This is a genomic window from Streptomyces sp. NPDC033216 (assembly GCF_055577115.1).
This window is the reverse complement of the sequence record NZ_JBVIQK010000009.1, coordinates 93,523-120,437: the sequence shown is the minus strand read 5'-3', so window position 1 is coordinate 120,437 and position 26,915 is coordinate 93,523. Positions and strand designations below refer to the sequence as shown.

The 26,915-nt window shown below is 69.6% G+C and carries 23 protein-coding genes; 10 read left to right on the top strand and 13 right to left on the bottom strand.

Annotated features, from left to right (window positions below; all coding sequences use genetic code 11):
• Positions 1 to 3 precede the first annotated feature (3 nt).
• Entirely contained in the window at positions 4 to 411 is a 408-nt protein-coding gene (locus ACZ5Y0_RS18770; protein WP_469129781.1) for a YciI family protein, read from the bottom strand.
• 345 nt (positions 412 to 756) lie between these two features.
• Between ACZ5Y0_RS18770 and ACZ5Y0_RS18765 the strand changes: the two genes are divergently transcribed.
• A complete protein-coding gene (locus ACZ5Y0_RS18765; RefSeq protein WP_469129780.1) occupies positions 757 to 1,383 on the top strand; it encodes a TOPRIM nucleotidyl transferase/hydrolase domain-containing protein in 627 nt (208 codons plus the stop codon).
• A 283-nt stretch (positions 1,384 to 1,666) separates the two neighbouring features.
• On the opposite strand, the gene ACZ5Y0_RS18760 is transcribed toward ACZ5Y0_RS18765, so the two are convergent.
• Entirely contained in the window at positions 1,667 to 2,536 is an 870-nt protein-coding gene (locus ACZ5Y0_RS18760) for a helix-turn-helix domain-containing protein (RefSeq protein ID WP_469129779.1), read from the bottom strand.
• Positions 2,537 to 3,074: 538 nt separating this feature from the next.
• Here ACZ5Y0_RS18760 and ACZ5Y0_RS18755 point away from each other — a divergent pair.
• Together ACZ5Y0_RS18755 and ACZ5Y0_RS18750 are read left to right on the top strand one after the other, a co-directional pair.
• Positions 3,075 to 3,797 (top strand): VOC family protein, encoded by a 723-nt coding sequence (locus ACZ5Y0_RS18755; RefSeq protein WP_469129778.1) that lies wholly within the window; start codon positions 3,075 to 3,077, stop codon positions 3,795 to 3,797.
• Positions 3,798 to 4,459: 662 nt separating this feature from the next.
• Positions 4,460 to 5,110, top strand: a complete 651-nt coding sequence (locus ACZ5Y0_RS18750; protein ID WP_469129777.1) for a CatB-related O-acetyltransferase — start codon at positions 4,460 to 4,462, stop codon at positions 5,108 to 5,110.
• A gap of 16 nt (positions 5,111 to 5,126) precedes the next feature.
• Here ACZ5Y0_RS18750 and ACZ5Y0_RS18745 read toward each other — a convergent pair whose 3' ends face one another.
• From ACZ5Y0_RS18745 to ACZ5Y0_RS18730, 4 genes are all read right to left on the bottom strand, one after another.
• Entirely contained in the window at positions 5,127 to 5,285 is a 159-nt protein-coding gene (locus ACZ5Y0_RS18745) for a VOC family protein (protein ID WP_469129776.1), read from the bottom strand.
• 63 nt (positions 5,286 to 5,348) lie between these two features.
• On the bottom strand, positions 5,349 to 6,197 hold the full coding sequence (locus ACZ5Y0_RS18740; protein ID WP_469129775.1) for a carbohydrate ABC transporter permease: 849 nt from the start codon (positions 6,195 to 6,197) through the stop codon (positions 5,349 to 5,351).
• Complete coding sequence (locus ACZ5Y0_RS18735) at positions 6,194 to 7,153, bottom strand: carbohydrate ABC transporter permease (RefSeq protein ID WP_469129774.1); 960 nt, start codon at positions 7,151 to 7,153, stop codon at positions 6,194 to 6,196. Before ACZ5Y0_RS18735 ends, ACZ5Y0_RS18740 begins: the two co-directional genes overlap by 4 nt.
• Before the next feature lie 104 nt (positions 7,154 to 7,257).
• Positions 7,258 to 8,577 (bottom strand): ABC transporter substrate-binding protein, encoded by a 1,320-nt coding sequence (locus tag ACZ5Y0_RS18730; protein ID WP_469129773.1) that lies wholly within the window; start codon positions 8,575 to 8,577, stop codon positions 7,258 to 7,260.
• A 268-nt stretch (positions 8,578 to 8,845) separates the two neighbouring features.
• Here ACZ5Y0_RS18730 and ACZ5Y0_RS18725 point away from each other — a divergent pair, with 268 nt between their 5' ends.
• Together ACZ5Y0_RS18725 and ACZ5Y0_RS18720 are read left to right on the top strand one after the other, a co-directional pair.
• Positions 8,846 to 11,284, top strand: a complete 2,439-nt coding sequence (locus tag ACZ5Y0_RS18725; protein WP_469129772.1) for a glycoside hydrolase family 2 protein — start codon at positions 8,846 to 8,848, stop codon at positions 11,282 to 11,284.
• The gene (locus ACZ5Y0_RS18720) at positions 11,281 to 12,318 is read left to right on the top strand and encodes a LacI family DNA-binding transcriptional regulator (RefSeq protein ID WP_469129771.1); all 1,038 of its coding nucleotides are present in this window, start codon (positions 11,281 to 11,283) and stop codon (positions 12,316 to 12,318) included. Before ACZ5Y0_RS18725 ends, ACZ5Y0_RS18720 begins: the two co-directional genes overlap by 4 nt.
• A 65-nt stretch (positions 12,319 to 12,383) precedes the next feature.
• Here ACZ5Y0_RS18720 and ACZ5Y0_RS18715 read toward each other — a convergent pair whose 3' ends face one another.
• The gene (locus ACZ5Y0_RS18715) at positions 12,384 to 13,727 is read right to left on the bottom strand and encodes a cellulase family glycosylhydrolase (RefSeq protein WP_469129770.1); all 1,344 of its coding nucleotides are present in this window, start codon (positions 13,725 to 13,727) and stop codon (positions 12,384 to 12,386) included.
• Positions 13,728 to 14,096: 369 nt separating this feature from the next.
• Complete coding sequence (locus ACZ5Y0_RS18710) at positions 14,097 to 14,675, bottom strand: helix-turn-helix domain-containing protein (RefSeq protein ID WP_469129769.1); 579 nt, start codon at positions 14,673 to 14,675, stop codon at positions 14,097 to 14,099.
• 95 nt (positions 14,676 to 14,770) lie between these two features.
• Here ACZ5Y0_RS18710 and ACZ5Y0_RS18705 point away from each other — a divergent pair, with 95 nt between their 5' ends.
• A complete protein-coding gene (locus ACZ5Y0_RS18705) occupies positions 14,771 to 16,192 on the top strand; it encodes an MFS transporter (RefSeq protein WP_469129768.1) in 1,422 nt (473 codons plus the stop codon).
• A 193-nt stretch (positions 16,193 to 16,385) separates the two neighbouring features.
• Entirely contained in the window at positions 16,386 to 16,550 is a 165-nt protein-coding gene (locus ACZ5Y0_RS18700) for a hypothetical protein (RefSeq protein ID WP_469129767.1), read from the top strand.
• 478 nt (positions 16,551 to 17,028) lie between these two features.
• On the opposite strand, the gene ACZ5Y0_RS18695 is transcribed toward ACZ5Y0_RS18700, so the two are convergent.
• From ACZ5Y0_RS18695 to ACZ5Y0_RS18685, 3 genes are all read right to left on the bottom strand, one after another.
• Positions 17,029 to 18,165: an FG-GAP-like repeat-containing protein gene (locus ACZ5Y0_RS18695; protein ID WP_469129766.1), complete on the bottom strand. Its 1,137-nt coding sequence runs from the start codon at positions 18,163 to 18,165 to the stop codon at positions 17,029 to 17,031.
• Between the two features lie 93 nt (positions 18,166 to 18,258).
• Entirely contained in the window at positions 18,259 to 19,665 is a 1,407-nt protein-coding gene (locus tag ACZ5Y0_RS18690) for a C40 family peptidase (protein ID WP_469129765.1), read from the bottom strand.
• A gap of 162 nt (positions 19,666 to 19,827) precedes the next feature.
• On the bottom strand, positions 19,828 to 20,031 hold the full coding sequence (locus tag ACZ5Y0_RS18685) for a hypothetical protein (protein ID WP_469129764.1): 204 nt from the start codon (positions 20,029 to 20,031) through the stop codon (positions 19,828 to 19,830).
• A gap of 623 nt (positions 20,032 to 20,654) precedes the next feature.
• Here ACZ5Y0_RS18685 and ACZ5Y0_RS18680 point away from each other — a divergent pair.
• The 3 genes from ACZ5Y0_RS18680 (at position 20,655) to ACZ5Y0_RS18670 (ending at position 23,850) form a co-directional block, all read left to right on the top strand.
• Positions 20,655 to 21,641, top strand: coding sequence for a LuxR C-terminal-related transcriptional regulator (locus tag ACZ5Y0_RS18680; RefSeq protein WP_469129763.1), 987 nt, complete (start codon positions 20,655 to 20,657; stop codon positions 21,639 to 21,641).
• Positions 21,642 to 22,111: 470 nt separating this feature from the next.
• Positions 22,112 to 23,104 carry a hypothetical protein gene (locus tag ACZ5Y0_RS18675; protein WP_469129762.1) on the top strand — a complete coding sequence of 331 codons (993 nt, stop codon included), beginning with the start codon at positions 22,112 to 22,114 and terminating at the stop codon, positions 23,102 to 23,104.
• A gap of 398 nt (positions 23,105 to 23,502) precedes the next feature.
• Positions 23,503 to 23,850 (top strand): VOC family protein, encoded by a 348-nt coding sequence (locus ACZ5Y0_RS18670; protein ID WP_469129761.1) that lies wholly within the window; start codon positions 23,503 to 23,505, stop codon positions 23,848 to 23,850.
• 73 nt (positions 23,851 to 23,923) lie between these two features.
• Here ACZ5Y0_RS18670 and ACZ5Y0_RS18665 read toward each other — a convergent pair whose 3' ends face one another.
• Together ACZ5Y0_RS18665 and ACZ5Y0_RS18660 are read right to left on the bottom strand one after the other, a co-directional pair.
• Positions 23,924 to 24,721, bottom strand: a complete 798-nt coding sequence (locus tag ACZ5Y0_RS18665; protein ID WP_469129760.1) for a GNAT family N-acetyltransferase — start codon at positions 24,719 to 24,721, stop codon at positions 23,924 to 23,926.
• Between the two features lie 148 nt (positions 24,722 to 24,869).
• The gene (locus ACZ5Y0_RS18660) at positions 24,870 to 26,102 is read right to left on the bottom strand and encodes an aminotransferase class V-fold PLP-dependent enzyme (protein ID WP_469129759.1); all 1,233 of its coding nucleotides are present in this window, start codon (positions 26,100 to 26,102) and stop codon (positions 24,870 to 24,872) included.
• Positions 26,103 to 26,915 lie beyond the last annotated feature (813 nt).

Genomic DNA, 26,915 nt, shown 5'->3' with positions numbered 1-26,915 from the left:
GTCTCACTCCGTGATGGTGTGGTGCGCGGACAGGAACGGGCGCAGCTCGAGCCACTCGTGGATCGGCCTCCCGCCCGCGCCGGGGGCGGCCGACAGCTCCCCGGCCAGCTCTACGGCGCGCTCGTAGCTGTCGACGTCGATCACCATCCACCCGGCGATGAGGTCCTTGGTCTCGGCGAACGGGCCGTCGGTGACCGGCGGGCGTCCCTCGCCGTCGTACCGGACGAACGTCCCCTCGGGAGCGAGGGCCTGGCCGTCCACGAACTCGCCGGTCTTCTCGAGCCGGGCCGCGAAGTCGTTCATGTACCGGACGTGGGCCGAGATCTCTTCCGGCGTCCACTGGTCCATGGGCACGTCGTTGACCGAGGCCGGCGCGCCACGGTAGTGCTTGAGCAGCAGATACTTGGCCATCGTGGTTCTCCTCTACGCTGGTGCGACCCATTGTGGTCGCGTTCACCCCGGGGACGGAGCCGGCCACGCGTTCTCGACATGGCCGTCCGAGATTCCTCTTCGCGGCTCCCGTGAACGAGCCCGGGGGAACCGGCGCGGGGTGTCCGACGCCGCGCCGTGCCGAACAAGGACAGTCACTGTCGGGGGGAACGCCGACGCCCCGGTTCTTCCGCTCCCGCACGGATTCCCCCCGCCTCCCGCCACGTCCGGCGGCCGATCGCACGGACCCGCCGCGTCCGCCCTGTCGAGGCGCCCGGCGACGAATACTCCCGTGCCGGGAAACCGACGGTGATGCAGACTCGCTCCATGGTGGACACGGTGGACATGGAGGCCTTCCAGAACGAGGTGGCTGTCTGGGCGGCCGGCGGTTCCGGCGGGCCGGCGGGTGAACTGGCCGAGCGACTGGGCGTGCGCACCGCGGTACTGCTGGAGGGACCCAGCGACCTCGCCGCCGTCGAGGCACTGGCCGCCCGGCGTGGCCGGGACCTGGCCGCCGAGGGGGTGTGCGTCGTCTCGATGGGCGGGGCGATGAGCGTCGGCCGCTACGCCGACATCCTCGGACCACCCGGCCTCGGCCTGCGCCTGACGGGACTCTGCGACGAGCGGGAGCAGCCCTTCTACGACCGTGGCCTGGAGCGCGCACGGGCGCCGCGCCGGGGCTTCTTCGTGTGCGTGTCGGACCTGGAGGACGAGCTGATCCGCGCGCTGGGCACGGTCAGGGTCGAGGAGGTCGTCCGGGCGGAGGGCGACCTCCGTGCCTGGCAGACCTTCCTGCACCAGCCAGCACAGCACGGCCGCCCCCCGCACCAGCAGTTGCGGCGCTTCCTCGGCACGAAGAAGGGCCGCAAGATCCGCTACGGCCGCCTCCTGGTCGAGGCCCTCGACCCCGGACAGGTGCCGGCCCCGCTCGACGACCTCCTCACGAGCTTGTGAGCCATGGGCTGGCGACTCATGGGCCTGTGACCGGCGGGCCCGTGACCCATGGGCGCGCGACTGGTGGGCGGGTCTGTGACCGGTACTCCCCGCACCCGAGGGAACAGGACCGCTCGAGACGACGGTGGCCGAGCGCCGCCGTCGGTTCGGGCCTCGACCCCGGCTTCTGCCTTCACACCCGCACGACCGGCGTCATGGAGCTGGACGGCCGGCAGCCGCCCGCCCCCGACGCAGCCGCCCGGTTGCTGACCCGCCCGCCAGGAGGAGCTTCGCGTAACCGTGATCAGGGGCGGCCTGTCGCGTCGATGTACGTCTTGGTGGCGTCGGTGATGAGGTCCCGGCTGCTGTCCAGGTCGAGAGCCTGGGCCTGGAGGTGGTCGTACATCACGCGGTAGTGCTGCACGTCGGAAGCTTTCTCCAGGTAGAGATCGCTGGTGAACCGTTCCAGGTACACCACCGCGTCGGGGGTCTCGGTGAACTCCAGAATGGAGAACTGTCCCGCCAGGCCCGGGTGGGCGCCCGCCCTGTAGGGGAGGACCTGCACGGTGATGTGAGGCTCGGCGCCGAGCGCGTTCAGGTGCTCCAGCTGGTCACGCATGACGTCAGGGCTGCCGACGACGCGGCGCAGGGCCGACTCGTCCAGGACGACCCACAGGCGCAGTAGAGAGGCCGGGTCGTAGATCCGGTGCTGTCGGCGCAGTCGCACCTTGAGGTGCGTGGCGGTCCGCTCCGCGGTGAGCTGGGGGATCGACTGCTCGATGACTGCGCGGGCGTAGGCGGGAGTCTGTAGCAGTCCGGGGATCACCATGGGGGCGTAGGTGTGCAGGGAACCGGCGTCCGTCTCCAGGGCGATATAGACGCTGTGGGGGACGTTGCCGTAGGCGTGCCACCAACCCTGCTGTCCGGATTCCCTGGCCATCTGCATCAGGTTGTCGACGACCTGCTGGTCCGTCACTCCGTAGATCGCGCACAGGTCACGCACATCGCGGGAACTGATAGCGCGGTTGCCGTTCTCCATGTGGCTGATCTTGGACTGAGAGACCATGAGCCGCTCCGCCACCTCATAGCTTTTCAGCCCACTGGCCACGCGGAGCCGATGCAGCTCGGCCCCGAGACGGCGTCTCCTGACGGTGGGGTTGATGTTCGCCGCCATACGTGGTGTACCTCCGGCTCCAAATCATCGTGCGGCCCGAAGACTGCCATGCGGCAAAGGCTGTTGATCAAGCGCCATGCCGTCGTGTTCGCGGCGGCCGAAAGCGGACTGTGACCTTGTCATGTGCCTCACGGCAGCAACCATGGGGCGTGCTGCGGGGAAGGTCGAGAGCTGACGCGGAAGGCGGACGTGTGTACACCCCGTTGCATACCTTCTGTCCCGCACTGTGGCCGGCCTTCGATGACGCTGGTGCGGCTGAAGGCGGCTGTGGGTACGGAGGAGCGACTGCGGGGTGATATCGGACCGACTTCTTCTCTTTCCTCCCACCTTGCACCGCAGCACCCAGAAACATGCTGAATCAGGATATTGAGCTCCAGATGGTGGAAGTAGCCGCCCTCTTAATCGGTTGACCCCGTGACGTCGCCTCGGCAGGGTCGGCAGCGTCCTGCCACACCCGAATGGAAGCCTGCTCGCTGGTGGACCGCGCCGCCCCGCCGGGCGGTGGGACAGCGAGCCGGCGGACCGGAGATGCCACCCAATGACTTCTCACCTCCATGCGCTCACCTTCGACGCGAACGACGCGCCCCGTCTCGCGCGCTTCTGGGGCGACTTCCTGCGCTGGGAGGCGGCCGACGACTCCCACGACGGCATCGCTCTCCTGCCGAGCGACGACACCGGGTTCCGGATGAGGTTTCTTCCGACCGAGGAGCAGAAGACCGGCCCGAACCAGATGCACTTCGATCTGACGAGCACGTCCCCCGACGACCAGCAGCAGATCGTGGCGAGGGCGCTCCGACTCGGCGCCCGGCACATCGACATCGGTCAACGCCCGGAGGAGGGGCATGTGGTGCTCGCCGACCCCGAGGGCAACGAGTTCTGCGTCATCCCGCCGGGCAACGAGTTCCTCAAGGACTGCGGTTTCATCGGGGCGCTCGCGTGCGACGGTTCGCAGGACGTCGGCTACTTCTGGAGCCGCGCGCTGGGCTGGCCGCTGGTCTGGGACCAGGACCAGGAGACCGCGATCCGCTCGCCGCACGGTGGACCGAAGGTCACGTGGGGCGGCCCGCCGCTGGCGACGAAGACCGGGAAGAACCGGCTGCACTTCGACATCGCCCCGCCCGCCGACGGCGATCAGCAGGCGGAGGTCGACCGCCTGGTCTCCCTCGGGGCCAAGCGCATCGACATCGGCCAGGGCGAGGCCGGTTGGGTGGTGATGGCCGACCCCGACGGCCATGAGTTCTGCGTGCTGCCCCCTCGATGACACGCAAGACCCGCGGAACCGGCGACTTCCGTACGACGGACTCTCGCACAGCGGACCTTGCCACGACGGGGCCGGCGTCGCGCGACGAGCGTGCGCCCACCTCGTCGACGGTCAGCTGGTCAGTCCTCACGTCGACACGTCGCACCGGACGCGTCCCCCGACTGCTTCCAGGTCCCCAGGGCGCGAGCGGGTCTTCACCGTGGTCCACGGTGCCCGAGCGGTCTGCGCCGGCGGACAGGACCGGTTGGCTACGTCGCCGTTCCGGTGCCTGGGCGCACGTTCTCGCCGGACACGTGTCCGCAGGAGTCCACCCGTTCGGAGTCACGCGGCTCCCGGGCCGCGCCGGTGGGTGACCAGTTGAGCATGCCCGCGCCGGTCCGCCGGTCCGCCGGTCTGCCGGTCCGGCCATGCGGCCCTCCGGCGTCCGGCCGTGCCCGCCTACCCGCGCGCCGACTTCGGGAAAGTGTGTGCAGAGCCCGCCGGGCCTTCTCCCACCCCGGCCACCCATGGCACCGGCACGACGGCGTCGGCACCGCCACCGCAGAGACGGGGCGCCGAAGCCGCTCAGGCTCTGGCAGGAGACACATCGGTGTTCCAGGCGGCGCGCAACTGTGATCATGGGGCGGGACAACTGACGCCGCATTCACGAGGAATCGCTCACCATGCCTGTGCCTGCCGACCCGACGGTGCTCCATCCGATGCCTGAGCACCCCCGGGTGGTGCTGCTCAAATCCTTGGTCACCTCCCCGTTGATCGAGGTCGGGGAGTACTCCTACTACGACGACCCGGACGATCCCACCGCGTTCGAGACGCGCAACGTGCTCTACCACTACGGGCCGGAAAAGCTGGTGATCGGCAAGTTCTGTGCCCTCGGCACGGGGGTACGGTTCCTCATGAACGGCGCCAACCACCGCATGGACGGCCCCTCGACCTTTCCCTTCCCCACCATGGGCGGCTCGTGGGCCGAGCATTTCGATCTGCTCACCGGCCTGCCGAACAAGCGCGACACGGTCGTGGGCAACGACGTCTGGTTCGGCTACGGCGCAATGGTGCTGCCCGGCGTACGGATCGGGCACGGCGCGATCATCGGTGCCGGCGCCGTGGTCGCGTCGGACGTGCCCGACTACGGGATCGTCGGCGGCAACCCGGCCCGCCTCATCCGCACCCGCTACAGCGACGAGGACGTTGCCCGGCTCCTGGCTGTGTCCTGGTGGGACTGGCCCGCCGCGCACATCACGGAACACGTACGGGCGATCATGTCGGGCAGCATCGCCGACCTGGAGGCCGCCGCCCCGGACGCCGGCCGCACGTGACGCGGACGAGGAGACTTCAGCTGAGCTTCTCGGCCGCTCCGGCGATGACGCCCCTGGGGCCGCGGACGTTGTGGACTAGGAAGCTGCCGTCGAAATGCCGTACCTCACCGTCGAGTTCGGCACCTTGGGCGCGTCGACGGGCGAGGGCGTCCTCGATGTCGTCGACGGCCGACATGGTGCGACGCTTGCGTTTCGCGTGACCTCGGCTCCGCGGCGGCGACCGCGGAGCCGAGCGGTGTCACTTGGTCGCGCCCTGCGAGAAGCCGTTGTAGATGTAGCGCTGGAGGAAGAGGAACACGAGCAGGGTCGGGGCGATCACCAGGATGGTGCCGGCCGAGATGTTCTCCCAGTGCGCGCCGAAGGGCCCCTTGAAGCGGAACAGCGCGGTGGAGATGGTGCCGAGATCCTCCGAGGGCATGTAGAGGAAGGGGATGTAGAAGTCGTTGTAGACGGTGATTCCCTTGATGATCACCACCGTGGCGACGGCCGGCTTCAACAGCGGCAGGATGATCTTCCAGTAGATGGAGAGGGCGTTCGCCCCGTCCAGGCGCGCGGCCTCGTCGAGGGAGACCGGGATGCCCCGGATGAACTGAAGGAAGATGTAGATCGAGACGATGTCCGTCCCCATGTAGAGCAGGACGGGCGCCCACAGGCTGTTGAACAGGCCGAAGCCGTTGACCACTTGGAAGGTGGCGACCTGCGTGGTGACCCCGGGGACCAGGGTGGCCACCAGGAACAGCGCCATGACCGGCTTCTTCGCGCGGAAGGCGAAACGGTCGACCGCGTACGCCGTCATCGAGCCGACCAGGACCGTTCCGGTGATCGAGAAGAGCAGGATGAACGCGGTGTTCCCGAAGGCGGACAGCATCTTGCCGTCCGTGAAGGCCGTCGCGTAGTTGCCGAGGTTGAGCCAGTCGCGCGGCGGCGTCAGGGCGCCGCCGTCGGCGACCTCCTCGGACGTCTTCAGCGAGGTCAGGAAGACGACGACGAGGGGGACCAGCACGATCAGGGACGCGACGACCAGCGACAGGTAGGTCAGGGCCGGTCCGATCCGACGACGGCGCGGGGCGGGCAGTGGCGTGGTCATACGAGGTCCACCTTCTCGTCGGGCACGAGGCGGCGCTGGATCCAGGTGACCAGCAGGATGATCAGGAGCAGGACGACAGCGGCGGCGGATGCCAGGCCCGTCTTGTTGAACTGGAAGGCGAGCTTGACCGTCTGGATGACGAAGGTCGAGGTGCCGGTCGCGCCGCCGGTCATGATGTACGGGATCTCGAAGACGGACAGGGACCCCGAGACGGCCAGGATGACGCTGAGGCTGACGACCGGTCGGATGCTCGGGGCGATGATGTGCCGGAACTGCTGCCACCGGGTCGCCCCGTCCAGTTGGGCGGCCTCGTGCAGTTCGGCCGGGATCGACTGGATCGCGCCCAGGAACAGCACGAAGTTCAGCCCGGTGAACCGCCAGACGGACACCCCGGCCAGCGAGGTGTTCGCCGACGTGGCGTCACCGAGCCACGCGTGGTCGGAGCCGGCGCCGAACAAGGTCAGCACCGAGTCCAGCGTGCCGCCGTCCTGGAAGAAGTAGAGGAAGACGAATCCGATGGCCACGCCGTTGACGAGGTAGGGGAAGAACAGGATCCCCTTGAAGAGGTTCCGGAAGCGCAGGTCGAAGCTGAGGACGGTCGCGAGGTACAGGGCGACCACGATCTGTACGGCGGACGCGGCGAGGTAGTAGAAGCCGACGAAAAAGACCCGGAACAGTTCGGGCCGGGTGAAGATCTGCCGGTAGTTGTCGAGGCCCGTGAAGTTCCGGTCCGGGCTGACCCCGTCCCAGTCGGTGAAGCTGTAGAAGATCATGTTCCCCACGGGCACGTAGGTGAACGTGACCAGCAGGGCCAGGGGTGCGGCAAGGAAGAACCACGGGGTGAGGCGCCGCAGCAGCGGGGCGCCGCTCCGGGGCGACGGGCGGCGTGTCGTCCTGAGGTGCTGCGGGGCGGTGCGTGGCACTTTCGCGGGTGCCGTCTCGGTCGTCTCGGGCATGTCGGGCCTTTCGTCGTCCGCTGATCCGCGGCGGGCGGTCGGCCCCGTCCGTCGGTCCGGGCGGGGCCGGTTACGGCTGGGGGAGTGGAGAGGCCGGCCGGCGGTCAGGAGCCGACGGTCCCGGCCGCCTCGTTCCACCTCTTGTCCAGGTCCGCGAAGAAGTCCTCGGGGCTGCCCTTCTGCGCGCCTCGAGCGGTGTCGACGAGCTTCTGCCGGTAGTCCGGCTTGTTCAGTCCGATCTCGGCCGCGTTGTCGATCGCGTTCACCTCGCCCGTCTCCGCCTCCGAGCGCTCCAGGAAGGTGACATCGTTGTCAACAAAGTCCTTGAGAGTGCTGGGCATCTCGGCGGACTTCAGCGCGGAGACGGCGCCCTCCTCTGCCGGGAAGCCGGACTTGTCCGAGAACCAGTCGATCCAGGCCCGCGCCGCGGTCTTGTGCTCGGAGTGCGCGTTGACCGCCTGCTGGTAGTCGGAGGCGAGCAGGGCGCAGTACTTGCCGTTCTTCTGTGCCGGGAAGGGCATGAAGCCGATGTCGTCGGGATCGGTGCCGGCCTGCTGCGCGGCGTCGCGCATCTGGGTGATGGCCCAGGAGCCCAGCTGCATGGTGGCGACCTCACCCTTGGCGATCATTCCCTTGGACGCCTCCCAGTTGGTGGTGTTGGGGTCCTTCTCGGACAGACCGGATGCGACGATGTCGTAGAGGAGCGAGTCGATCGACCGCAGTTCGCTGCCCGCCTCCCACGGGGACACCGGGCCGGCGAGCTTGTCACCGGCCCGTGCGTCGCAGGTCACCGAACCGATGTTGTTGCTCCACGCGGTCAGGGGCCAGCCGTCCTTGAAGTTCGTGTAGTACGGCACCGAGTCCGTCTTCGACTTGATCGCCTCGAGGTCGCTGACGAACTCCTGCGGCGTGGTGGGCCAGGCGGTGATGCCGGCCTTCTTCCACACGGCCTTGTTGTAGAGGAATCCGTTGGCGGTGCCGAAGGTGGCGATGCCGTAGATCTTGCCGTCGACATCGGTCTTGTCGCTGAAGCGGTACTTGCCGCCCAGTTCCGCGCTGCTGCCGAGGGGGGCGAAGAACTTCGGGTAGTCGTTCTTGGCGACGACGGACGGGATCATCAGGACGTCACCGTAGTCCTCGGTGTTCATCCGGATCTTGACCTCCCCCTCGTAGTCGGTGAGGGCCTCGAACCTCACCCGCACCTCGGGGTAGATCTTGTTGAACTCGGCGGCGTACTTGTCCATCGTCCCGTTCTGGACGAGGTCGGTGCGGTGCGTCAGGACCTTGATGGTGCCCGAGGCGTCGGAGGGATCAGCGGGTGCCTTCGCCGATTCTCCGGAGACCGTGGCCTGGCCACCGCAGCCCGCGACGGTCAGGATCGCGACGGCCACAAGCGCCCCCGTGAGCGACTTCTTCTTCCCCATGTGCCCAGCTCCTTCAGGATTGCGGCTCAGCTCTGCGGGTGGGATGTGGGCACTATGGCAGCCGGGAGTTAACCGGTAAAGCTCGGATTTCCCGCACGATACGCAATCGTTACCGGGAGCGGTAGGGGTCGGGGGGCTGACGTGCATGAACGGGTGAGCGAGGATGGCGAGAACAACTAGACCGGTTTATGGACAGCGGTTGATCAGCGGGTTAGGTTGTCGGCCGTTGTTCATCCACCCGGCCTGAGTCAGGCGATTGGAGCGCACCATGAAGGACGTCACCCAGCTCTGCGAGGGCTGGAGCCTCAGCCACGGACAAGATCTGCTGGAGGCCACGGTGCCCGGATGCGTCCACACCGACCTGCTGAGCGCCGGGGTCATCCCCGACCCGTTCGTCGGACTCAACGAGACCGAGGTCGCCTGGGTGGGCCGCCGGCCCTGGACCTACGTCCGCGATCTCGAGCACGACAGCGCGCACGAGCGCACCGATCTGGTCTTCGACGGCCTCGACACGGCGGCGCACATCACCCTGGGCGGCCGTCCGGTCGGCGCGACCCGCAACATGCACCGCCGCCACCGGTTCGACGTCACCGGCCGCTCCGGTCGACTGGAGGTCCGCTTCGCCTCCGCCTACGACGAGGCGGCGGCCGTCCGTGCCACGACGGGGGAGCGGCCCAACGTCTATCCGGAGCCGTCGCAGTACATCCGCAAGATGGCCTGCAACTTCGGCTGGGACTGGGGGCCGACCCTGGTCACCGCCGGCATCTGGCGGCCCGTGCGACTGGAGCACTGGTCCACCGCCCGCATCGCCCACGTACGCCCGCTGGTCACCGTGGACGAGGACACCGGCCGGGTGGAGGTGCGCCTGGAGGTCGAACGCACCGCGCAGGGGCGGGGGCGCACGCTGCGCGCCGAAGCCCGGACGGCCGGAGCCCGCACGGAGGCCGTCCTTGTCGGCGACGAGGCGGTGCTGCACCTGGAGGTGCCCGGCCCGCGTCGGTGGTGGCCCCGCGGTTACGGCGAACAGCCCCTGTACGACCTCCACCTCGCTCTGCGCGACGACGAGGGCCGCCCGCTGGACACCTGGCACCGCCGGATCGGCTTCCGCACGGTCGAACTCGACCGTTCGGCCGACGAGCACGGCACCGGCTTCACCCTCGTCGTCAACGGTGTGCGGATCTTCGCCCGCGGCGTCAACTGGATCCCCGACGACGCCTTCCCCTCCCGGGTCACCCCCGAGCGCTACCGGACCCGGCTCACCCAGGCCGCCGAGGCCAACATCGACCTCGTGCGGGTGTGGGGCGGCGGCATCTACGAGGACGACGCCTTCTACGACGTCTGCGACGAGCTGGGACTGATGGTCTGGCAGGACTTCCTCTTCGCCTGTTCCGCCTACCCCGAGGAACAACCGCTGCGCGGCGAGGTGGAGGCCGAGGCACGCGACAACGTTGTCCGTCTCATGCCGCACCCCTCGCTCATCCTGTGGAACGGCAACAACGAGAACCTGTGGGGCTTTCGCGACTGGGACTGGGAGGGCGCCCTGGCAGGCGACTCCTGGGGCGAGGGCTACTATCTCGGCCTGCTGCCCCGCGTCGTGGCCGAACTCGACCCGACCCGCCCCTACACCGCCGGCAGCCCCTGGTCCGGCTCCTGGGACCACCACCCCAACGACCCGGCACACGGCACCCATCACTCCTGGGAGGTGTGGAACCGCCAGGACTACGCGGAGTACCGCGCCAGCGTCCCCCGGTTCGTCGCCGAGTTCGGCTGGCAGGCGCCGCCCGCTCGGGCCACCCTGCTGCGCGCCCTGCCCGCAGAGCGGCTCGCCCCCGACTCCCCGGGCATGCTCCACCACCAGAAGGCCGAGGACGGAAACGGCAAGCTCGAGCGCGGCGTCGCACGCCATTTCCCGCTGCCCGAGGGCGACTTCGACCGCTGGCACTACCTGACCCAGCTCGTGCAGGCGCGGGCGGTCGCGACGGGCATCGAGCACTGGCGCTCCCAATGGCCCGTCTGCGCGGGCACCATCGTCTGGCAGCTCAACGACTGCTGGCCCGTCACCTCCTGGTCCGCCATCGACGGCGACGGCCGCCCGAAGCCCCTCTACCACGAGCTGCGCCGGGTGTACGCCGACCGGCTTCTGACCTTGCAGTCCGGCACCGACGGACTGGTGCTCGCCGCCGTCAACCAGGCCGCCGAGCCCTGGCGGACCGCCGTGACGCTGCGCCGGTGGCGAGCGGACGGGACCCTGATCCACGAGAAGGTCGTCGAGGTGGCCGCCGACCCCCGCTCGGTCGTCCGGCTCCCGGTGCCCCGCGACCTGGTGCCGGACGGGCGGTCGGCGAAGGAGTTCCTGGTCGCGGACGCAGAGGGCTCCCCCCGGGCGGGTGAAGCCGAGAGCGAGGGAGGGCTGCGCGCGCTGCACTTCCCGGTCGCCGACAAGGACTTCGCCTACCCGCGGCCCGTCTATGACGTCAGCGTGGAGCCCGTGGCCGGGCAGGGGGATAGAGTCGACGTCGTGGTGAGCGCCCGTACCCTCGTCCGAGACCTCCTGCTCCAGCCCGACCGGCTCGGCCCGGCCGCCGTCGGTGACCGGGGCCTCCAGACCCTGCTGCCCGGCGAGCACGTGCGTATCCGGGTCACCGGCTGCGCCACCGCCGACGTGCGGGACGTCAGGGCCGCCCTGCACTGCGTGGACGTGGCGTGAGCAGCTCGACGGAACGGGTCACGATCAAGGACGTCGCCGCCCGGGCCGGGGTGTCCAAGGGCGCGGTGTCGCTGGCGTTCAACCACAAGCCCGGCGTTTCGGCGGCCACCCGTGAGCGGATCTTCGAGGCGGCCCGGGAACTGGGCTGGGCCCCCAGCGCCACCGCGCGCAACCTGTCCAACCAGCGGGTGGACGTCGTCGGTCTCGCCCTGTGCCGGCCCGCCCGGCTGCTCGGCCTCGAACCGTTCTACATGGAGTTCATCTCCGGCATCGAGAGCGTCCTGGCGGAGCGGTCGTGCTCGTTGCTGCTGCGGCTGGTGCGCGACCTCGACGAGGAGACCGCCGTGTACAAGGCGTGGTGGGGCGGCCGGATGATCGCCGGCGCGATCCTGGTGGACCTCCGCGAGGACGATCCCCGGCTGCCGTCCCTGAAGCGCGTCGGGTTGCCGGTCGTAGCCGTCGGCCATCCCTCCCTGACCGGTGCTTTCCCGGCGGTGTGGACCGACGACGCCTCCGCGGTCGGCGAGGCCGTCCGCTACCTGGCGGCGCTCGGCCACCGCAGGATCGCCCGCGTCGGCGGCCCGGCCGACCTCGGCCACAGCGCCATCAGGACACGCGCGTTCGCGTCCACCATGCGCGAACTCGGGCTGGAGGAGGCCCGCCAGATCGCCACGGGCTTCGACGAGAAGGAGGGCGCCCGCGCCACCCGCTCGCTGCTGCTCGCCGCCGACCGGCCCACCGCCATCGTCTACGACAACGACATCATGGCGGTCGCGGGCGCGGGCGTCGCCGCCGAGATGGGCTTCACCGTCCCCGACGACCTGTCGCTGGTCGCCTGGGACGACTCGCAGCTGTGCCGCATCACCCACCCGACACTGTCGGCGATGAGCCACGACGTGCACCACTTCGGGGCCGAGGTGGCGCGTGTCCTGTTCGACGTGATCGAAGGGACGCACACCGGCTCGCACCAGGCGCCGACGCCCACGCTGACACCACGGGGGTCCACCTCCCGGGCGCCCGGGACCGGTGGGTAGTCGGTGAACACGCGCAGGGCCGCTCCGCCGAGGGAAGCGACCCTGCGCCCGGCTGCCTGCCGTCGTCAACTCGCCGTGCAGTTGTCGCCGTTGAGGGTGAAGGACGCGGGAACTCCGTTCGTTCCCGTGGAGGAACCGTTGAAGCCGAAGGTCACCGTGCCGCCGGCCGGAATCGTCTCCGTCCAGGACTCGTCGGTGGCTCGCACCTGGTTGCCCTGCTGGGCCGCCCTGGCGTTCCAGACCTGGTCGAGCTTCTGCTCTCCGGGGAAGGCGAAGTCGAGCCGCCAGCCCTTCACGGCCGTGGTACCGGTGTTGCGTACGGTCACGTCCGCGTTGAACCAGTTGCCCCAGTCGCTGAGCCGGTAGGTGACCGCACAGCTTCCTTCGGAGGGGTCGTCGCCCGGGCCGGAGGTGAAGACGCTGGCCTCGCGCGCGGTCTGCTTGATGCCGTTGGGGCCGTCGAAGATGCGCCGACCCCAGTCGGTGAGCCGGGACGCGTCGAAAGCGGTGGCCATGTCGAGGTATTCGACGCCGCCGCCGTTGCCGCTCCAGGACCAGCCCAGGTAGCCGACGCCGAGTCGTTGGGCGGCTGCCATGATGGCGTCCTCGTCCGGGTTGCCGTCCGAGTGGTCATTGCCGAATTCGCCGACCACAATCGGCAGGCCCTGGGAAATGAACCGGTTCAGGTAGTCGTTCACCTCGGCCGCGGTGTCGAAGACGCCGTACATGTGGATCGAGAACACCGTGTTGCGGTCGGGGTCGGCCGCGAAGACCTTGCCGGCGTTGTCCCGCATGGTGAAGGACCAGTCCTGGCCCCAGTTGGGCGCGTCGACCATGAGCGTGTGGTCGAATCCGGCGTCACGCATGCGCGCGACGGCCTTCTGCGTGTCGGCGGTCCACGTCTGGTAGGCGGTGTTGCCGTACGGCTCGTTGCCCAGGTTGAGGACGACGTACTTCTCCTGACCCCGCAGTACGTCCTTGAGGCCGAGCCAGTAGTCCACGGCGCGGGCGAGGGACACCGCCCCCGCCTGCTCGCCGTAGCCGGTGGTGTCGTGCGCCTCCAGCACGCAGACCAGCCGGTCCTGCCTGCACTCGTTGATGATCGCGGTCACATCGGCGGCTTCGGTCCTGGTCCAGCGGTCCCCGGTGGCGAGGACCACGCGCACCGAGTTGCCGCCCAGCGCCTTGATGTCCTTCAGCGCCCGTGGTGTCCGGGTGGGGTACCAGGCGTGGGCGTGGTTGACGCCGCGCAGGACGAAGTCCTTGCCGTTCGCGTCCCGCAGGCGGCCGTCGCGGACGTGGAAACCGGATGCCGCCCGTGTCTCCGCCTGTGCGGGGGACGGGGTGGCCAGGAGTGAGGCCGCGACGGCCAGCAGCGCTCCCGCCGCGGTGGCCAGTGTTCTTCTCATTGCCGCTCCCAAGGTTGTCGCGGGCGCGGGCACGCGTGTCCGCCGGCCCGGGCCGTGACGAGGCCCGGAGGCGGAGGTGCGCGTGCCTGCCTGGAGCCCCGCTGCCCCGGTCTGGCGTGCGGCGCACGCCGGGCGGCGGGACGTCGGGTCGCCACGAAGGGTCACCACGTGTTTCCCGCGGTCAGGAGAGGAACGGGTGGTGGTGAATGCCTCCGATCGGCGGTTGGGAGAGAGGCTAGAAGGAGACATGGTGCGCAGACAACCATTCGAGCGAAACCGGTTAAGTTTAGTAACGGTTCAGTTCGCGGGGGAAGAACGGCGGCGGCACGGAACGGCACGCCGTTCGGAGCGACGTCTGGCGCCGGGGACTCAGCTGTCCGTCGTCGGGTCGGTGCGGATGACGGCCTGATCGCCGTGGGGCCCGAACAGGTGCAGGATCTCCACCGCTTCGGCGCCTGCGGGGCCGAACCAGTGCGGGGTGCTGGTGTCGAACTCGGCGACCTCGCCGGGCCGCAGGATGGTGTCGCGCTGTCCGAGGATGAGGCGGAGTTCACCGGCGAGCACGTAGAGCCATTCGTAGCCGGAGTGGGTCACCAGCTTCGGTTCGCGGTGCGCGAGAACCTGCTTGAAGACCTGGACGCGGCCCGGGTACCGCGTCAGCGGGACGACGATGTTTCCGCGTTCCCGGCTCCTGGGCCTGAGGTGGACCCGGGGATCGCCGGTGGCCGGGGCCGCCACCAGCTGGTCCAGCGCGACGCGATGGGCTCGTGCGAGCGGGATGAGGAGGTCGAGTGTCGGGCGCCGCAGACCCGATTCGACGCGTGACAGCGTGCTCACGGAGATTCCGGTGTCGCGGGCGAGCACGTCGAGGGTGAGACCCCGGTCGTGTCGCAGGGCGCGCAGTCGTGGCCCGATGCTGTCGATGAGTTCTGCGAGTTCAGGGTCCATACGACCATTTTGCGGTCCTCGCAAAATTTCTGGGCCCCGTCCCGCTCCCGGCCCGAGTCTGAGCGCACCCGATCCCGTACGAAGGGGGACCTCCCGTGCTCACGAAATCCCTGGCCGCTGCGCCCGCACCGCTGAGTGCGTGCCGACGCTGGACGGTGCTCGCCGTCTGCGCGTTCAGCATGTTCCTGGTCGGTGTCGACACCACCATCGTCAACGTGGGCCTGCCGGAGATCGGGCATGGTCTCGGGGTGGGCACCCATGGTCTGGAATGGGTCGTCGACGCCTACACCGTGGTCCTGGCCAGTCTCCTCGTCGTCTCGGGGGCGCTCGCGGACCGGTGGGGGCGCCGCCGGGTCTTCCGGTACGGGCTGGTCGTCTTCGGCCTGGCCTCCCTCGCGTGTGCCCTCGCCCCGTCACTCGGTGTGCTCGTCGCCGCGCGGGCCGTTCAGGGGGCCGGGGCGTCGATGCTGAGTCCCGTGGCACTGGCGATCGTGGTGAACGCGATGCCCGACCGGCGGGAGCGGGCTCGGGCGATCGGCGTGTGGGCGTCGGTCTTCGGGCTCAGCATGGCGGCGGGTCCGGTCACCGGCGGTGCACTCATCGCCGCGTTCGGCTGGCGTTCGGTGTTCTGGATCAACACGCCGGTCATCGTGGCCGCCCTCGTCCTGGTCGCCGTGTTCGTGCCGGAGTCCCGCGCTGCGCGCGCCCGTCGTCTGGACTGGCCCGGACAGACGCTCCTCACCGTGGTGCTCTGCCTCGTCGTCGGCATCCTCATCGAAGGACCCCGTATCGGCTGGGCCTCGCCGACGGCCCTCATCGGCTACGCCGTGGTCGTGGCCGCGGCGACCGCGTTCGTCATGGTCGAACTGCGCCGTGACGAACCCCTGATGGACCTGGGCCTGTTCCGCCGGCCACCCTTCGCCACGGCGGTGCTCGGTGCCATGGCGGTGTTCGTCGCCCTGAACGTGAGTCTCCTCCTCAACACCCTCTACTTTCAGCACACCCGGGGCTGGACTCCGCTGGCGACCGGCGCCACCACCCTGCCCATGGCGCTGGGGGCCACTTTGTGCGCGCCCTGGTCCGGCAGCCTGGTGGGACGCCTCGGACCGAGGCGTCCGCTGGTTCTCGCGGGTGCGTCCACCGTGGCCGGGGGTCTGTGCCTGACGCGTCTGGACCAGGACACGAGCGTGCCGCTGATCCTGTTCGCCCACCTGCTGATCGGCATCGGATTCGGCTTCGCCAACGCCCCTCTCACCAACACCGCCGTCAGCGGTCTGCCGGCCACCCGGGCCGGTGTGGCGGGGGCGATCACCTCCACCGCCCGTCAGGTCGGTGCGGCGGTCGGTATCGCTGTCGCCGGGGGACTGGTCGCCGGCACCGGGCCCGTCGGCTTCGCGGCGGCGTCGCATCCGGGATGGCTGCTCGTATCGGCCTGCGGACTCTTCCTCTTCGTCGTGGCCCGCGCCTCGCAGCCGGCGGCCGCCGACAGAGGTCCCTCGCACGCCGGACGCGGCTGAAGCAGCCGGACCGCCCCCGCGGCACGGCCCGGTCGGCCGCACCCGCGGCGTCCTGTCGACTTCGCCCGCATCCGGTCCCCCCGAGCCGCCGTCGGCCGGAGCGGACCCATCACATGCCGACCGTCCGGACGAAGCCCGAGCGCACGTCGGGGAGTCCACCCGCCTCCGCCGGGAGCTGGGATTCCTGCCGGGGGTGGCGGCGAACCTGGTCGGGCTGACGCATCCGGCCGCCCAGCAGGGGCGTCGGGACGACATCGTCGTGCTGCTCAGGGAAGCGACAGAGCCGGCCGAGGGCCCCGCCTCCCACGGCGTGCTGCGCCGGCTGGCGGGAGCCCGCAAGGAACTCGGCTTGCCGTGAGCCCTTCACCAGCGCGGCGACCTGCTTGTCGGAGAACCGTCCGGGGGCCGCCGGGACGCGTCATTCCACCCAGCCCGGCGATCCGGTGCGCGACACACCTCGCCCTCCTCCGGCCCACCGCATGCGGCGTCGAGCCGCCCAACTGCGCCGCGAGGTCCTCGTGCGACGCTCCAGTGGCGCAGGCCAGCATGATTCTGGCACCCGAAGCAGCCCACGCCCGCGGCACGGAACGGGGCCGCACCCGCCTCTCCGGCACAACCGCCCCTCATCTGACAGGGGCAACCCGCCTTCGGCCGCCCAGTACGTGCCACCCGGCAACCGCACACATCGGAACGGAACCCCTGACTCGGAGGACCGACCGCGCTGCTTGCGCGCCGGAGAGCGACCAGCCGGTCAGGCTGCGGGTCCTGGGGACGGACGTGGCGCTGTAGCCGGGATGACGGCACAACCTGTGCGGCATGCTCGCGGCGTGTTCGGATCAGATCAGGTGCTTCTGTGTGCCCCAGCCGTGGCCGATTTCGATGCCGGTGTTGAGGCTGTTGCTTTTGCTGGTGTAGAGGTGGAGGTTGCCGGTGCTGCGGTTGATGGCGGTGATGTCGGCGCGTCCGTCGTTGTTGAGGTCGGACAGGGTGAGTTTGCTCATCAGGTTGAAGCTGGAGCCGATTTCGATGGCGCTGCCGACGCCGCCGGTGGTGGTGCCGGGGTAGAGGAGCAGGCTTCCGTTGTCTTCGTGGGTGGCGACGAGGTCGGCGCGGTTGTCGCCGTTGAAGTCTCCGGCGGCGAGGTTGGTCATCTTCGACCAGCCGCTGCCGATCTGCTTGGTGTAGGTGACGCCGCTGCCGTTGCCGGTGTAGAGGTTCAAGGTGGCGTCTGTTTCGTTGACGGCGACGATGTCGGCCTTGCCGTCGCCGGTGAAGTCGCCGGCGGCGAGCTGTTCTATGCCGGTCCAGCCGTGTCCGATCTCGCTGGTGGACTTGAATCCGCCGTCGCCGTTGCCGATGTAGAGGAACAGTTCGCCGGTGGTCTTGTTGGTGGCGACGAGGTCGCCGTCGCCGTCGCCGTTGAAGTCGGCGGCGGCCACCTTGTCCATGGCTGTCCAGCCGCTGCCCACTTCGTGGGTGAAGGCCACTGCGGAGGAGCCGTTGCCGGAGTACAGCCGCAGGGTGCCCGCCGAGTCCACACCCAGCAGATCGTCCTTGTGGTCACCGGTGTAGTCGTGATCGCGGTGCACCTCGACGGCCGGGTACGGGTCGGCATGGTCATAAGCCAGACCGGCCACCGCGCCGCATCGCGGCCATGCACCGGCGCCCTGGCTGGCGAGGACCTTCTCGGCTATGAGGATCTGCTGCTTCTTCGTCGCCAAGTGGGCGTTGGAGGCGTAGACCTGGCCGCCGTAACCGGCCCAGGTGCTCGCCGAGAACTGTAGTCCACCGTAATAGCCGTTTCCGGTGTTGATGGACCAGTTCCCGCCGCTCTCGCACTGGGCGACCTTGTCCCAGGTGGCCACGGAGGCGGCCGTGGCGGGTTGGGTCATGACCAGCGGGGTGGCGAGACCGGCCACGATGGCGGCGACGAGGGCGGGGCGGGACCGGAGGGCGGAGGCGAGACGCGGCATGACGGGCTTCCGTTTCAGGTGAGGGGGCGTCACAAGGACTGGGGGAAGGGGCCCGCGCCGGGCGGGCCCCTCGGTGGTGTCGGGCCGTCGGCCTCAGACCAGGTGCCGGAAGCTGCCCCAGCCGTGGCCGATTTCGATGCCGGTGTTGAGGCTGTTGCTTTTGCTGGTGTAGAGGTGGAGGTTGCCGGTGCTGCGGTTGATGGCGGTGATGTCGGCGCGTCCGTCGTTGTTGAGGTCGGACAGGGTGAGTTTGCTCATCAGGTTGAAGCTGGAGCCGATTTCGATGGCGCTGCCGACGCCGCCGGTGGTGGTGCCGGGGTAGAGGAGCAGGCTTCCGTTGTCTTCGTGGGTGGCGACGAGGTCGGCGCGGTTGTCGCCGTTGAAGTCTCCGGCGGCGAGGTTGGTCATCTTCGACCAGCCGCTGCCGATCTGCTTGGTGTAGGTGACGCCGCTGCCGTTGCCGGTGTAGAGGTTCAAGGTGGCGTCTGTTTCGTTGACGGCGACGATGTCGGCCTTGCCGTCGCCGGTGAAGTCGCCGGCGGCGAGCTGTTCTATGCCGGTCCAGCCGTGTCCGATCTCGCTGGTGGACTTGAATCCGCCGTCGCCGTTGCCGATGTAGAGGAACAGTTCGCCGGTGGTCTTGTTGGTGGCGACGAGGTCGCCGTCGCCGTCGCCGTTGAAGTCGGCGGCGGCCACCTTGTCCATGGCTGTCCAGCCGCTGCCCACTTCGTGGGTGAAGGCCACTGCGGAGGAGCCGTTGCCGGAGTACAGCCGCAGGGTGCCCGCCGAGTCCACACCCAGCAGATCGTCCTTGTAGTCACCGGTGTAGTCGTGATCGCGGGTGGTGGTGACGTCCTCAACGATGTTGTTGTAGCGGTACGGCAGGTAGGAGCCGGAGTTGTTGAAGTAGGCGTACGGGATGGTGCGGCGCACGGCGTGCGGAGGAGTCTGCTCGATCCCGACGTACGAGGTCATCGACGAGTCGGTCCAGCGCTCGAACAGGACGACGTGGGAACCGCGCGAGGGGTTCGAGGGGTTGTGGAAGAGGAGCATGTCGCCCTTGCGCAGCTCGCCCTTCGAGATCCGCCTGGCGTAGCTGTCGAGGTTGCCGGTCCACGCATTGGTGCCGAGGTTCCAGGCCATGGAGACCAGGCCGGAGCAGTCGGTGCGGTAGCCGTCACGGTAGTTGTTCATGCTGTAGGGCACCTGTGCGTCGGCCCAGACCTTGGCGCGAGCGATGACCGCGCTGCGGTTGATCGGCGCGCCGGCGGCCGTGGAGGCCAGGGGGTGCGAGGAGAAGGTGCTCCGTGGGGAGCCGCTCACCAGGGGGCCGACTTCACCCTGGGGACGCTCGACGTCCTCGGTGGCGGTGCGCACGCCGGAGACAGCGGTGTTCGGGGCGGCCGTCGCGGCAGGGGAGACGGCGAGGGTACCCAGCACTGTGGCGGAGGCGAGGACGACGGTGAGGAGGGAAGTGTGCGGCATTTTGGACATAGGCATGACAGACAACTCCTTGTTGGGTTGTTCGGGCGGGGAGGGCGGGGACTGCCTGCCGGGGCGTCGTGGCCCGCACGGCGGCGTCGAGGCGAGGGAGGAGTGGTCAAGGGAGAACGGGGGGCTCACCCGGAGAGGTTCAGCGGCCCCACCGGTGTCGCGGACCTGTTACTGCCAGCCGAAGTCGCCGACGACGGGGGTGGTCTGCCAGCCGAAGTCGTTCGTGGACAGGGCGGGGCCCGCGACGCCCAGCCGACCGGAGCCCTGGCTACCGGGGCCGCTGGCCCCGGTAGCTGCTCCCAAGCCGAGGAGCAGCGCTCCCGCGGCGAGGAGGGTGACCGCGGCGGTCTTGGCGGTACGGATGGCGCGCATGGCGGGTGACCCTTCGGCGGGAGTGGACCTGTCGGACTGTTCCGGCCTTCCGTCCCGCGGTGACGTGGCGCCGGTTCCTTCGTGTCTGCCGGTCGGTGACCCTTCCGGCGAGAACTACTCTCGCCGCAGGTCGCAGGGGTGGGAAGAGCTTTCCGATGGCCCCAATGGTCCATGTCCCAATGGGGCCAGCAGCGGCACTTGCGCCCTGCGCAGACCCCAACCGGTCCATTCTGTGTGCGAGTTGAGCAACCGGCGGCACAGCATCGCCGTCAGCGCCTCTGCCTCGGTCAGCGATTCCGCCACAAGGAAGACCCCGAGTACCGGGTCGGGTACGGCGTGCGGGTGCGCGGTGACGTGCTCCACCCCTTCACCGGGACGTGCGAGAGCGAGGACACGCCGGGCCGCGTCGGAGGGAAGGAGGCTGCCCAGCGGGGCCGACAGGTGGGCGTGGATCAGATACATACCGACGAAGTGTGCGACCGCAGCGCGAGAGGGACAGGCCCGAGCGCTGGCCCATTGAGGATCTGGACGGAACAGGCCAACCCTCCCTTCCGACCCTCCACATGGACCCGGCCGCATGCGACGATCGGCGGTGAAGATCACTTCACTGGGGGGGACGCCATATGTTGACCTTGCTGGGTCTGGACAGACGGACAGAAGCCGTCTATCGCGCGATGCTGGGGTCCCCGGGCGACGCCGTGGCCGATCTCAGCCGGCGCCTGAAGATGTCAGAGGAAGATGTCCGCAGCGGTCTCGACCGTCTCAGTGAGCTGGCCCTGGTGCAGCCCTCGTACGAGGAGCCCGGCCGGCCCCGTGCGGTCAGCCCGGACATCGGCATGGAGATCCTGCTCGCCCGCCAACAGGCGGAACTCACCGCTCAGCAACACCGGATCGAGGCCTCGCGGGCAGCCGCCGCGCAGCTCATCTCCGAGTACGCGGGCCTGCGCCCTTCGGCTGCCGAGCCCGGCGTTGAGCACCTCATCGGTCTGGACCGCATCCGCGATCGGTTGACCCTGCTCCATCGCGAGATTCGGGAGGAGGCCATGATCTTCGCCCCGGACGGGGAGCAGACACCCGAGAACCTCGAAGCTTCCCGGCCGTTGGACGAACACCTGCTGGGCCGGGGCGTCCGGATGCGTACCGTCTACCTCGACAGCGTGCGCAACAGCCCGCACACCGTGGCCTACGCGCAATGGCTGAGCGGCCTGGGCCGACAGGCCCGAACCGCGCCCACGCTGCCTACTCGCCTGATCATCACGGACCGTAGCACCGCCGTGATCCCGGTCGACAGCGACGACACCGCTGCGGGCGCGGTGGTGCTCACCGGCCAGGGGGTGCTGACCGCCCTGTGTGCCCTGTTCGAGGCCGTCTGGGAGGCGGCGAAGCCCTTCGGCGAGATCACGCGGCGGCACGAGAGCGGGTTGACCGATGCCGAGGCGACGGTATTGAAGCTACTGGCCGACGGTTTCACCGACGAGGCCATAGCCAAGCGACTGGGGGTCTCGCATCGGACGGCTCGCCGCACGGCGACGGGTCTGATGGAACGCCTGGGGGCGCGCAGTCGCTTCGAGGCGGGGGTGCGCGCCGTACGGCAGGGCTGGTTGGTGTGACACGTCAGGAGCGTTTCGCCACCTCACCCGGATACTTGGTCGCCGATACGTCTTCCCTTCCTGCCGGATAAGGCTATTGCGACAGGGAGACCGGACGGTTTCCTTGATGATGGGAGACGAAGGCCGCCCAACGGGGTTCCATGACGAATCGTCAGGTAGGAAGCGTGCTGCTGGACATGCGGATCGATTGTGGGCAACCTCCGGTTGCGTCGTGATCATCAGAGGGAAGGGCCGCATTTTCCTGGAGTTCTGGCGAAAGGGTTCCGTTGCGATGCTGGCTCCTGTGGCCCTGGCGGCAGGGGGCCACCGTGTGGCCAACGAGGCCCCCGGCCTCGTCTGACCCAAAGGCCTCACTGGCCCCCGAGACACATGCATGCCAGTCGCGACGGCGAACATCAGACGACATTTCAGCAAGATCTCATCACTGTCAGTTCCGACGGCCGGGGCTGGAAAACCTATGCAGGGACGACATGGTGTTCAAGCGTATTCGTTCGATGGCGACCGTATTGCTCGCCCTGGTCGGCACGGCTGTGCCCGCGTTTGCGTCGCCGGCCTCAGCCACTTCGTCGGCTTTCGTGTACGAAGTCACGCGCAACGCGGCGCCGTACCGGGATATACCGGGAACCGAGGTGACGTTCACCGCCGCGGCGGGTGAGCAGTCGTATCTGTGGTCGCGTTATCTGTCGGTGGCGAGCGTGACAGCTCTGGGCCTCGGGGACAACATCGGGTCCACGGTGGCGGTGCGCTGCGGCTATGCCGACGGCGGAGCGCTCCCTGCCGGGACGGAGGCCGGAGCGTACTGGGCCACGAACCTCGTGCCGCCAGGAGAGGCGGCGGTCACTCCTGCCCTCCGCTGGGTGTTCACCGCTCCCACCGGCGGAACGTACAATTGCCGCCTTTCCGTGACTAGTTACTCATCGATCATCCAGAATGGACGCACGGTCACCATGCAGGTACCGGCCAATGCGGAACTGTCCCGGGGAGCGTTTGCTTCCACAGCACACTGGACGCTGCCGGCGGTCAGCACCGCTGTGATCGCACGGGGCTCGACGCGGACCACACTGGGGTACACCTACACGCCGGGCGCCGGCGACGGCATCACTGTCGTGCAGGACGCGGCGCTGACGACCTGCGCCCCCGGCTCCACGATCTGCGCGGGCGGGACGACGGCCTACACCGGCACGCAGGCCGAAACCTGGATCGAGGCCCAGCCGCAGAATCCCGACGGAACCAAATGCGGCAGCGCGATCAACGGGTCCGTGGCGAGGTGGAACATCTCGACCGCTAAGCACCATCAGACAGCCACCAATGTGCTCCACTTGACGGCTTCTCAACTCGACGGATGCACCGCATTCCGCGTGTCTCTCAAGGTGAGGAACGTCGACGGCAACCCGCTCAACCTGCACGCGGGGTATGCCGCTGGGCAGATCGCCGGGACTCACGGCCTGGCCTTCACGCACTGACCCGACGGGACGGCGCCCGTCGAGAGTCCCGTAGCGTCCCCGGGGGTTGTGCGCCGTTGTCTCGCCCGACCATGTCGAGCGCGAGCCAGGCCCAGGTACGTATGGCGGACGTAGGAGTGGGCGCCGCCATCCACCGCTCAGAGTTCGTAGCCGCACAGGCACAGGCTCCGATCCCCGTACAGCACCCGGCCCCCGAAGCCCCCCCCGGCAAGGCGTCCGTCCTGGTGCGGGAGCGGGCCACCACACCACCGATGCGGATCCGCGGGTGGTGAGAACGAGAGAGACGAGAGGGCCATCGCAAACCGCTTCGGGCACCGTGGCGAAGGCGCGCTCGTAGGCTGGTGTGCGGTAGGACCGCCGGGAAACCCAGACACACGCCCACTCACTTGGAGTCGTCGATGACCGTTCGCCGCGTCATGCCCATCGTCCAGTCCGACGCGATGCAGGAGAACCGGGACTTCTATCGCCTGCTGGGCTTCGAGGAGGTCATGGACCAGGGCTGGATCATGACGCTCGCCTCGCCGTCCACTCCGGCGGCCCAGGTCAGCTTCACGACCGGCGACAGGACCGCTCCGGTCACGCCGGACATGAGCGTGGAGGTGGACGATGTGGACGCGGCCCATGCGCTCATGCGGGACAGCGGCGCGGAGATCGTCCACCCCTTGCAGGACGAGGAGTGGGGGGTCCGGCGGTTCTTCGTCCGCGACCCAAACGGCCGGGTGGTCAACGTGCTGAGTCACCGCTGACCCCGCGCGCTCGTGCCGAGACGGCCGTGCGCAGCGGTGTTCCCGCGGACACCGGCCGGAGCCCGCCGCGCGACTACCCCAGGCCGTAGAAGTGCAGGGGTGAGTTCGGTTCGAAACCGATGCGCGGGTACACGGGTGCGCCCGCGACGGTCGCGTGCAAGGTGGCGCGCGTCAGTCCGGTGGCCCGTGCACCCTCGTGGAGCGCCTTGCGCGTCACGGCCTCCCCATAGCCTCTGCGCTCCCACTGCGGGTCCGTCGCGACGAGTACGACGAAGAGGCGGCCGTCGGCTTCCACCGCCCCGGCGCACGTGACCGGGACACCGTCCCGCAGACCCAGGTAGGCGTGCACCTCCTCCTTCCACAGCACGGACCCGACGAGTCCGTCGCGACCGTGTTCCAAAGGAAAGCCGTACGCACGCGAGTTGAGGTCCGCGTACGAGCGCAGTTGCTCGTCGTCGCTGACACGGACGAAGGTCAACTCCGGGTGGATCGGCTCCGGAACGGGGAGCAGGTCTCCAGCCATGCCGGTGCCCGGGAAGGCGTACACGAGACCCGCTCGCTCGGCCGCCGCCGGGAGGCCTGTGCGCGCCCCGGCGTCGATGAGGTCCTCGAACACCCAGAGGAAGCCGGGGTACTTCTTCGAGCGCATGACGTCCGCCGCCTCGGCCAGACGCTGCTCCAGGAGCGCGGCGTCCGCCCCCACATCGGTCAAGGTGACGCAGTTCCAGAAGGCGAAGGGGCAGTCGGCCCAGCGGACGGCGATCCCCGGAAGGTCTCGCACGTCGGCATCCGCGTTCCGGTCGAGCACCATGTGCCGCCAGACCGTGGCGAGTTGCTCCATCGATTCGACAGAGGCAGCGAGAGGTGTCACCTTGACTCCCTTGATCGTCGGGGGTTGTGCACGCCGTCACGGTGCCACGACCGCGGCCCGTCCGCCAGGACGGTTTCGACCATCCCGGCGGACAGGGCGGGCCGTTCGCCGTTCCCGACCCGTCTGCCCGCCCGCCCGACGGCAGGTGTCAGAGCCGACCTCGGGCCTCCCGCGCCCACCTCTCGACGACGGGCACACAGGCGTCCGCGAAGTACTCGTAGTCGTCGGGTGTGTTGTAGACGTGGGCCGACAGCCGCAGGTATCCGGCTCCGCCGAAGCTGGTGAAGGCGGCCTCGACGCCCAGCTCCGCGGTCGCCCGGTCGCGCAGGGCGTCGGCCTCGATCCGGGTGGTTCCCAGGCCCTTTGGCAGCCGGACCAGGCGCATCCCCGGCACCGGCATGCCGACGTCGACGGGCCCGCCGGGGCCGCCGGACGCCTCGAACGCGGCCGCCACCACCCGCGCGCCGTAGTCCGCCAGCTCGTCCATGTAGGTGCGAGCCGTGTCCCAGCCCCAGGTGCGGCCGACGAAGTCCAGCGCGGTCGGCGCCGCGAGGCAACCGGTCGCGTCGATCGTGCCCTGCTGGTCGAAGCGGTCCGGGAAGGGTTCGGCGGCGCTCCAGGAGTCGATCAGCGGATGGAGTTCCTCGCGCAGCGGACCGCGGGCGACGAGAGCGGCGGTGCCACGCGGCGCGCATCCCCACTTGTGGAGATTGCCGACCCAGGCGTCGCAGACCAGGCCCTCCAGAGGCGCCGCGAGGAGTCCGGGGGCGTGCGCGCCGTCCACGAGCAGCGGGATGCCGTGCCGGGCCGCCTCCTCGCCGACACGTCCTGCGGGCATCAGTCGTGCGGTGGCGGAGGTGATCTGGTCCAGGACGATGAGCGCGACCCGCTCGTCCACCCGGGACATCACCGCCGTACAGGCCTGCTCGGCGCCCGCGCCGAGGGGTACGTGGGCCGTGCGCACGCGTCCGCCCCAGCGCCGGGCGAGCCGCTCGGCGCCCATCGTGACGGCCCCGTAGCCGTGGTCGGTGACCACGATGTCGCCGCCCGGACGCGCCGTGAGGGCGGCGTACACGACGCTCGCGCCGGCACTCGCGTTGGGGACGAGCGCCAAGTCCTGCGCGGGGACGCGGAGATGCTCGGCGATCGCTCCCCGGGCGGCGGCGATCCGGCCGGGCAGCCGCGGGAACCAGGCGACGGGGGCCCGCTCCATCTCGTCCCGCAGTGCGCTCTGCCGTTCCTGGGCCACGCGGGGAACCGCCCCGAACGAGCCGTGGTTGAGGTGCCGCATCCCGGGATCGAGGGTCCAGGCCAGTGCGGCGTCCCGGCCGTCGGCCAGCAGCAGGGGGCGGGGCGCGGCGAGCGCTCGGGTCTCGGTCACGTGAATCCTGACGTGGGCGGTGGGGCGGTGGGGCGGTGGGGCGGTGGGGCGGTGGGGCGGTGGAGCTGTGGGGCTGTGGAGAGGCGGAGTGGCGGGGCTGTGGGGCGGCGGGCTGTGGAGTGCCGAGGCTGTGGGCGGCGGAGGCGGCAATGACGCGCGCTCACGATACCTATGCGCCATCGGTGCCCTGGGACGGGGGAGCGGTGGTCCGGGCGCCGCCGGATCCTCAGCGTGTGCCGGAACACGGCCGGGTGCGACGCCTGGTGGCGGCGGACCCGGCCACAAGGCAGGAGACCGACCGCCCGACGTCGATGCGGCGACCGCGCCGGAGACCTGGCGGACGTGAACCGACGGGGCCGGGCGGCGACGGACCATCGGCGGTGACGGAGCTGACGGCGGTGCGACCTGTCGCCGGCTCCGTCACCGCCACCCCGGCGCCGGGCCGCCCACCCGCATCCCCGGGCGGCGGACGGTAGGCCGGTACGTGCCCCCGGTGTGCCAGCCGTGTCGGCCGTAGCGCTGCCACTCGCGGCCACCGTCGCGGGAGATCCATGGTCCTCCCCGGCGGTGGACGAGGGCCGGCTCCGGCAACGCGAGCAGGATGTCGCCGGGGCGGGTGAGCTGTGCACGGGGGCCGTTCACGTCGTCATCCGCCAGGTGGTCGGATCGAACACGGGCGGACGGCCGGGCAGCGCGATGGTCGGGTGGTTCGGCGTGCTCGTCATGCTGTCCTCCGTGGTGTCTCGTGCCGGGCGTTCCGTACGCCGCCACTCCCTACGACGGTCACCGCGACAGACTCGGGACCGGCCGAGC

What these genes read in the sequence shown, in the direction of transcription:
- ACZ5Y0_RS18770 (WP_469129781.1), bottom strand. Translation starts at nt 411, where the DNA reads ATGGCCAAGTATCTGCTGCTCAAGCACTACCGTGGCGCGCCGGCCTCG.
- ACZ5Y0_RS18765 (WP_469129780.1), top strand. Translation starts at nt 757, where the DNA reads ATGGTGGACACGGTGGACATGGAGGCCTTCCAGAACGAGGTGGCTGTC.
- ACZ5Y0_RS18760 (WP_469129779.1), bottom strand. Translation starts at nt 2,536, where the DNA reads ATGGCGGCGAACATCAACCCCACCGTCAGGAGACGCCGTCTCGGGGCC.
- ACZ5Y0_RS18755 (WP_469129778.1), top strand. Translation starts at nt 3,075, where the DNA reads ATGACTTCTCACCTCCATGCGCTCACCTTCGACGCGAACGACGCGCCC.
- ACZ5Y0_RS18750 (WP_469129777.1), top strand. Translation starts at nt 4,460, where the DNA reads ATGCCTGTGCCTGCCGACCCGACGGTGCTCCATCCGATGCCTGAGCAC.
- ACZ5Y0_RS18745 (WP_469129776.1), bottom strand. Translation starts at nt 5,285, where the DNA reads ATGTCGGCCGTCGACGACATCGAGGACGCCCTCGCCCGTCGACGCGCC.
- ACZ5Y0_RS18740 (WP_469129775.1), bottom strand. Translation starts at nt 6,197, where the DNA reads ATGACCACGCCACTGCCCGCCCCGCGCCGTCGTCGGATCGGACCGGCC.
- ACZ5Y0_RS18735 (WP_469129774.1), bottom strand. Translation starts at nt 7,153, where the DNA reads ATGCCCGAGACGACCGAGACGGCACCCGCGAAAGTGCCACGCACCGCC.
- ACZ5Y0_RS18730 (WP_469129773.1), bottom strand. Translation starts at nt 8,577, where the DNA reads ATGGGGAAGAAGAAGTCGCTCACGGGGGCGCTTGTGGCCGTCGCGATC.
- ACZ5Y0_RS18725 (WP_469129772.1), top strand. Translation starts at nt 8,846, where the DNA reads ATGAAGGACGTCACCCAGCTCTGCGAGGGCTGGAGCCTCAGCCACGGA.
- ACZ5Y0_RS18715 (WP_469129770.1), bottom strand. Translation starts at nt 13,727, where the DNA reads ATGAGAAGAACACTGGCCACCGCGGCGGGAGCGCTGCTGGCCGTCGCG.
- ACZ5Y0_RS18710 (WP_469129769.1), bottom strand. Translation starts at nt 14,675, where the DNA reads ATGGACCCTGAACTCGCAGAACTCATCGACAGCATCGGGCCACGACTG.
- ACZ5Y0_RS18695 (WP_469129766.1), bottom strand. Translation starts at nt 18,165, where the DNA reads ATGCCGCGTCTCGCCTCCGCCCTCCGGTCCCGCCCCGCCCTCGTCGCC.
- ACZ5Y0_RS18690 (WP_469129765.1), bottom strand. Translation starts at nt 19,665, where the DNA reads ATGCCTATGTCCAAAATGCCGCACACTTCCCTCCTCACCGTCGTCCTC.
- ACZ5Y0_RS18685 (WP_469129764.1), bottom strand. Translation starts at nt 20,031, where the DNA reads ATGCGCGCCATCCGTACCGCCAAGACCGCCGCGGTCACCCTCCTCGCC.
- ACZ5Y0_RS18680 (WP_469129763.1), top strand. Translation starts at nt 20,655, where the DNA reads ATGTTGACCTTGCTGGGTCTGGACAGACGGACAGAAGCCGTCTATCGC.
- ACZ5Y0_RS18675 (WP_469129762.1), top strand. Translation starts at nt 22,112, where the DNA reads ATGGTGTTCAAGCGTATTCGTTCGATGGCGACCGTATTGCTCGCCCTG.
- ACZ5Y0_RS18670 (WP_469129761.1), top strand. Translation starts at nt 23,503, where the DNA reads ATGACCGTTCGCCGCGTCATGCCCATCGTCCAGTCCGACGCGATGCAG.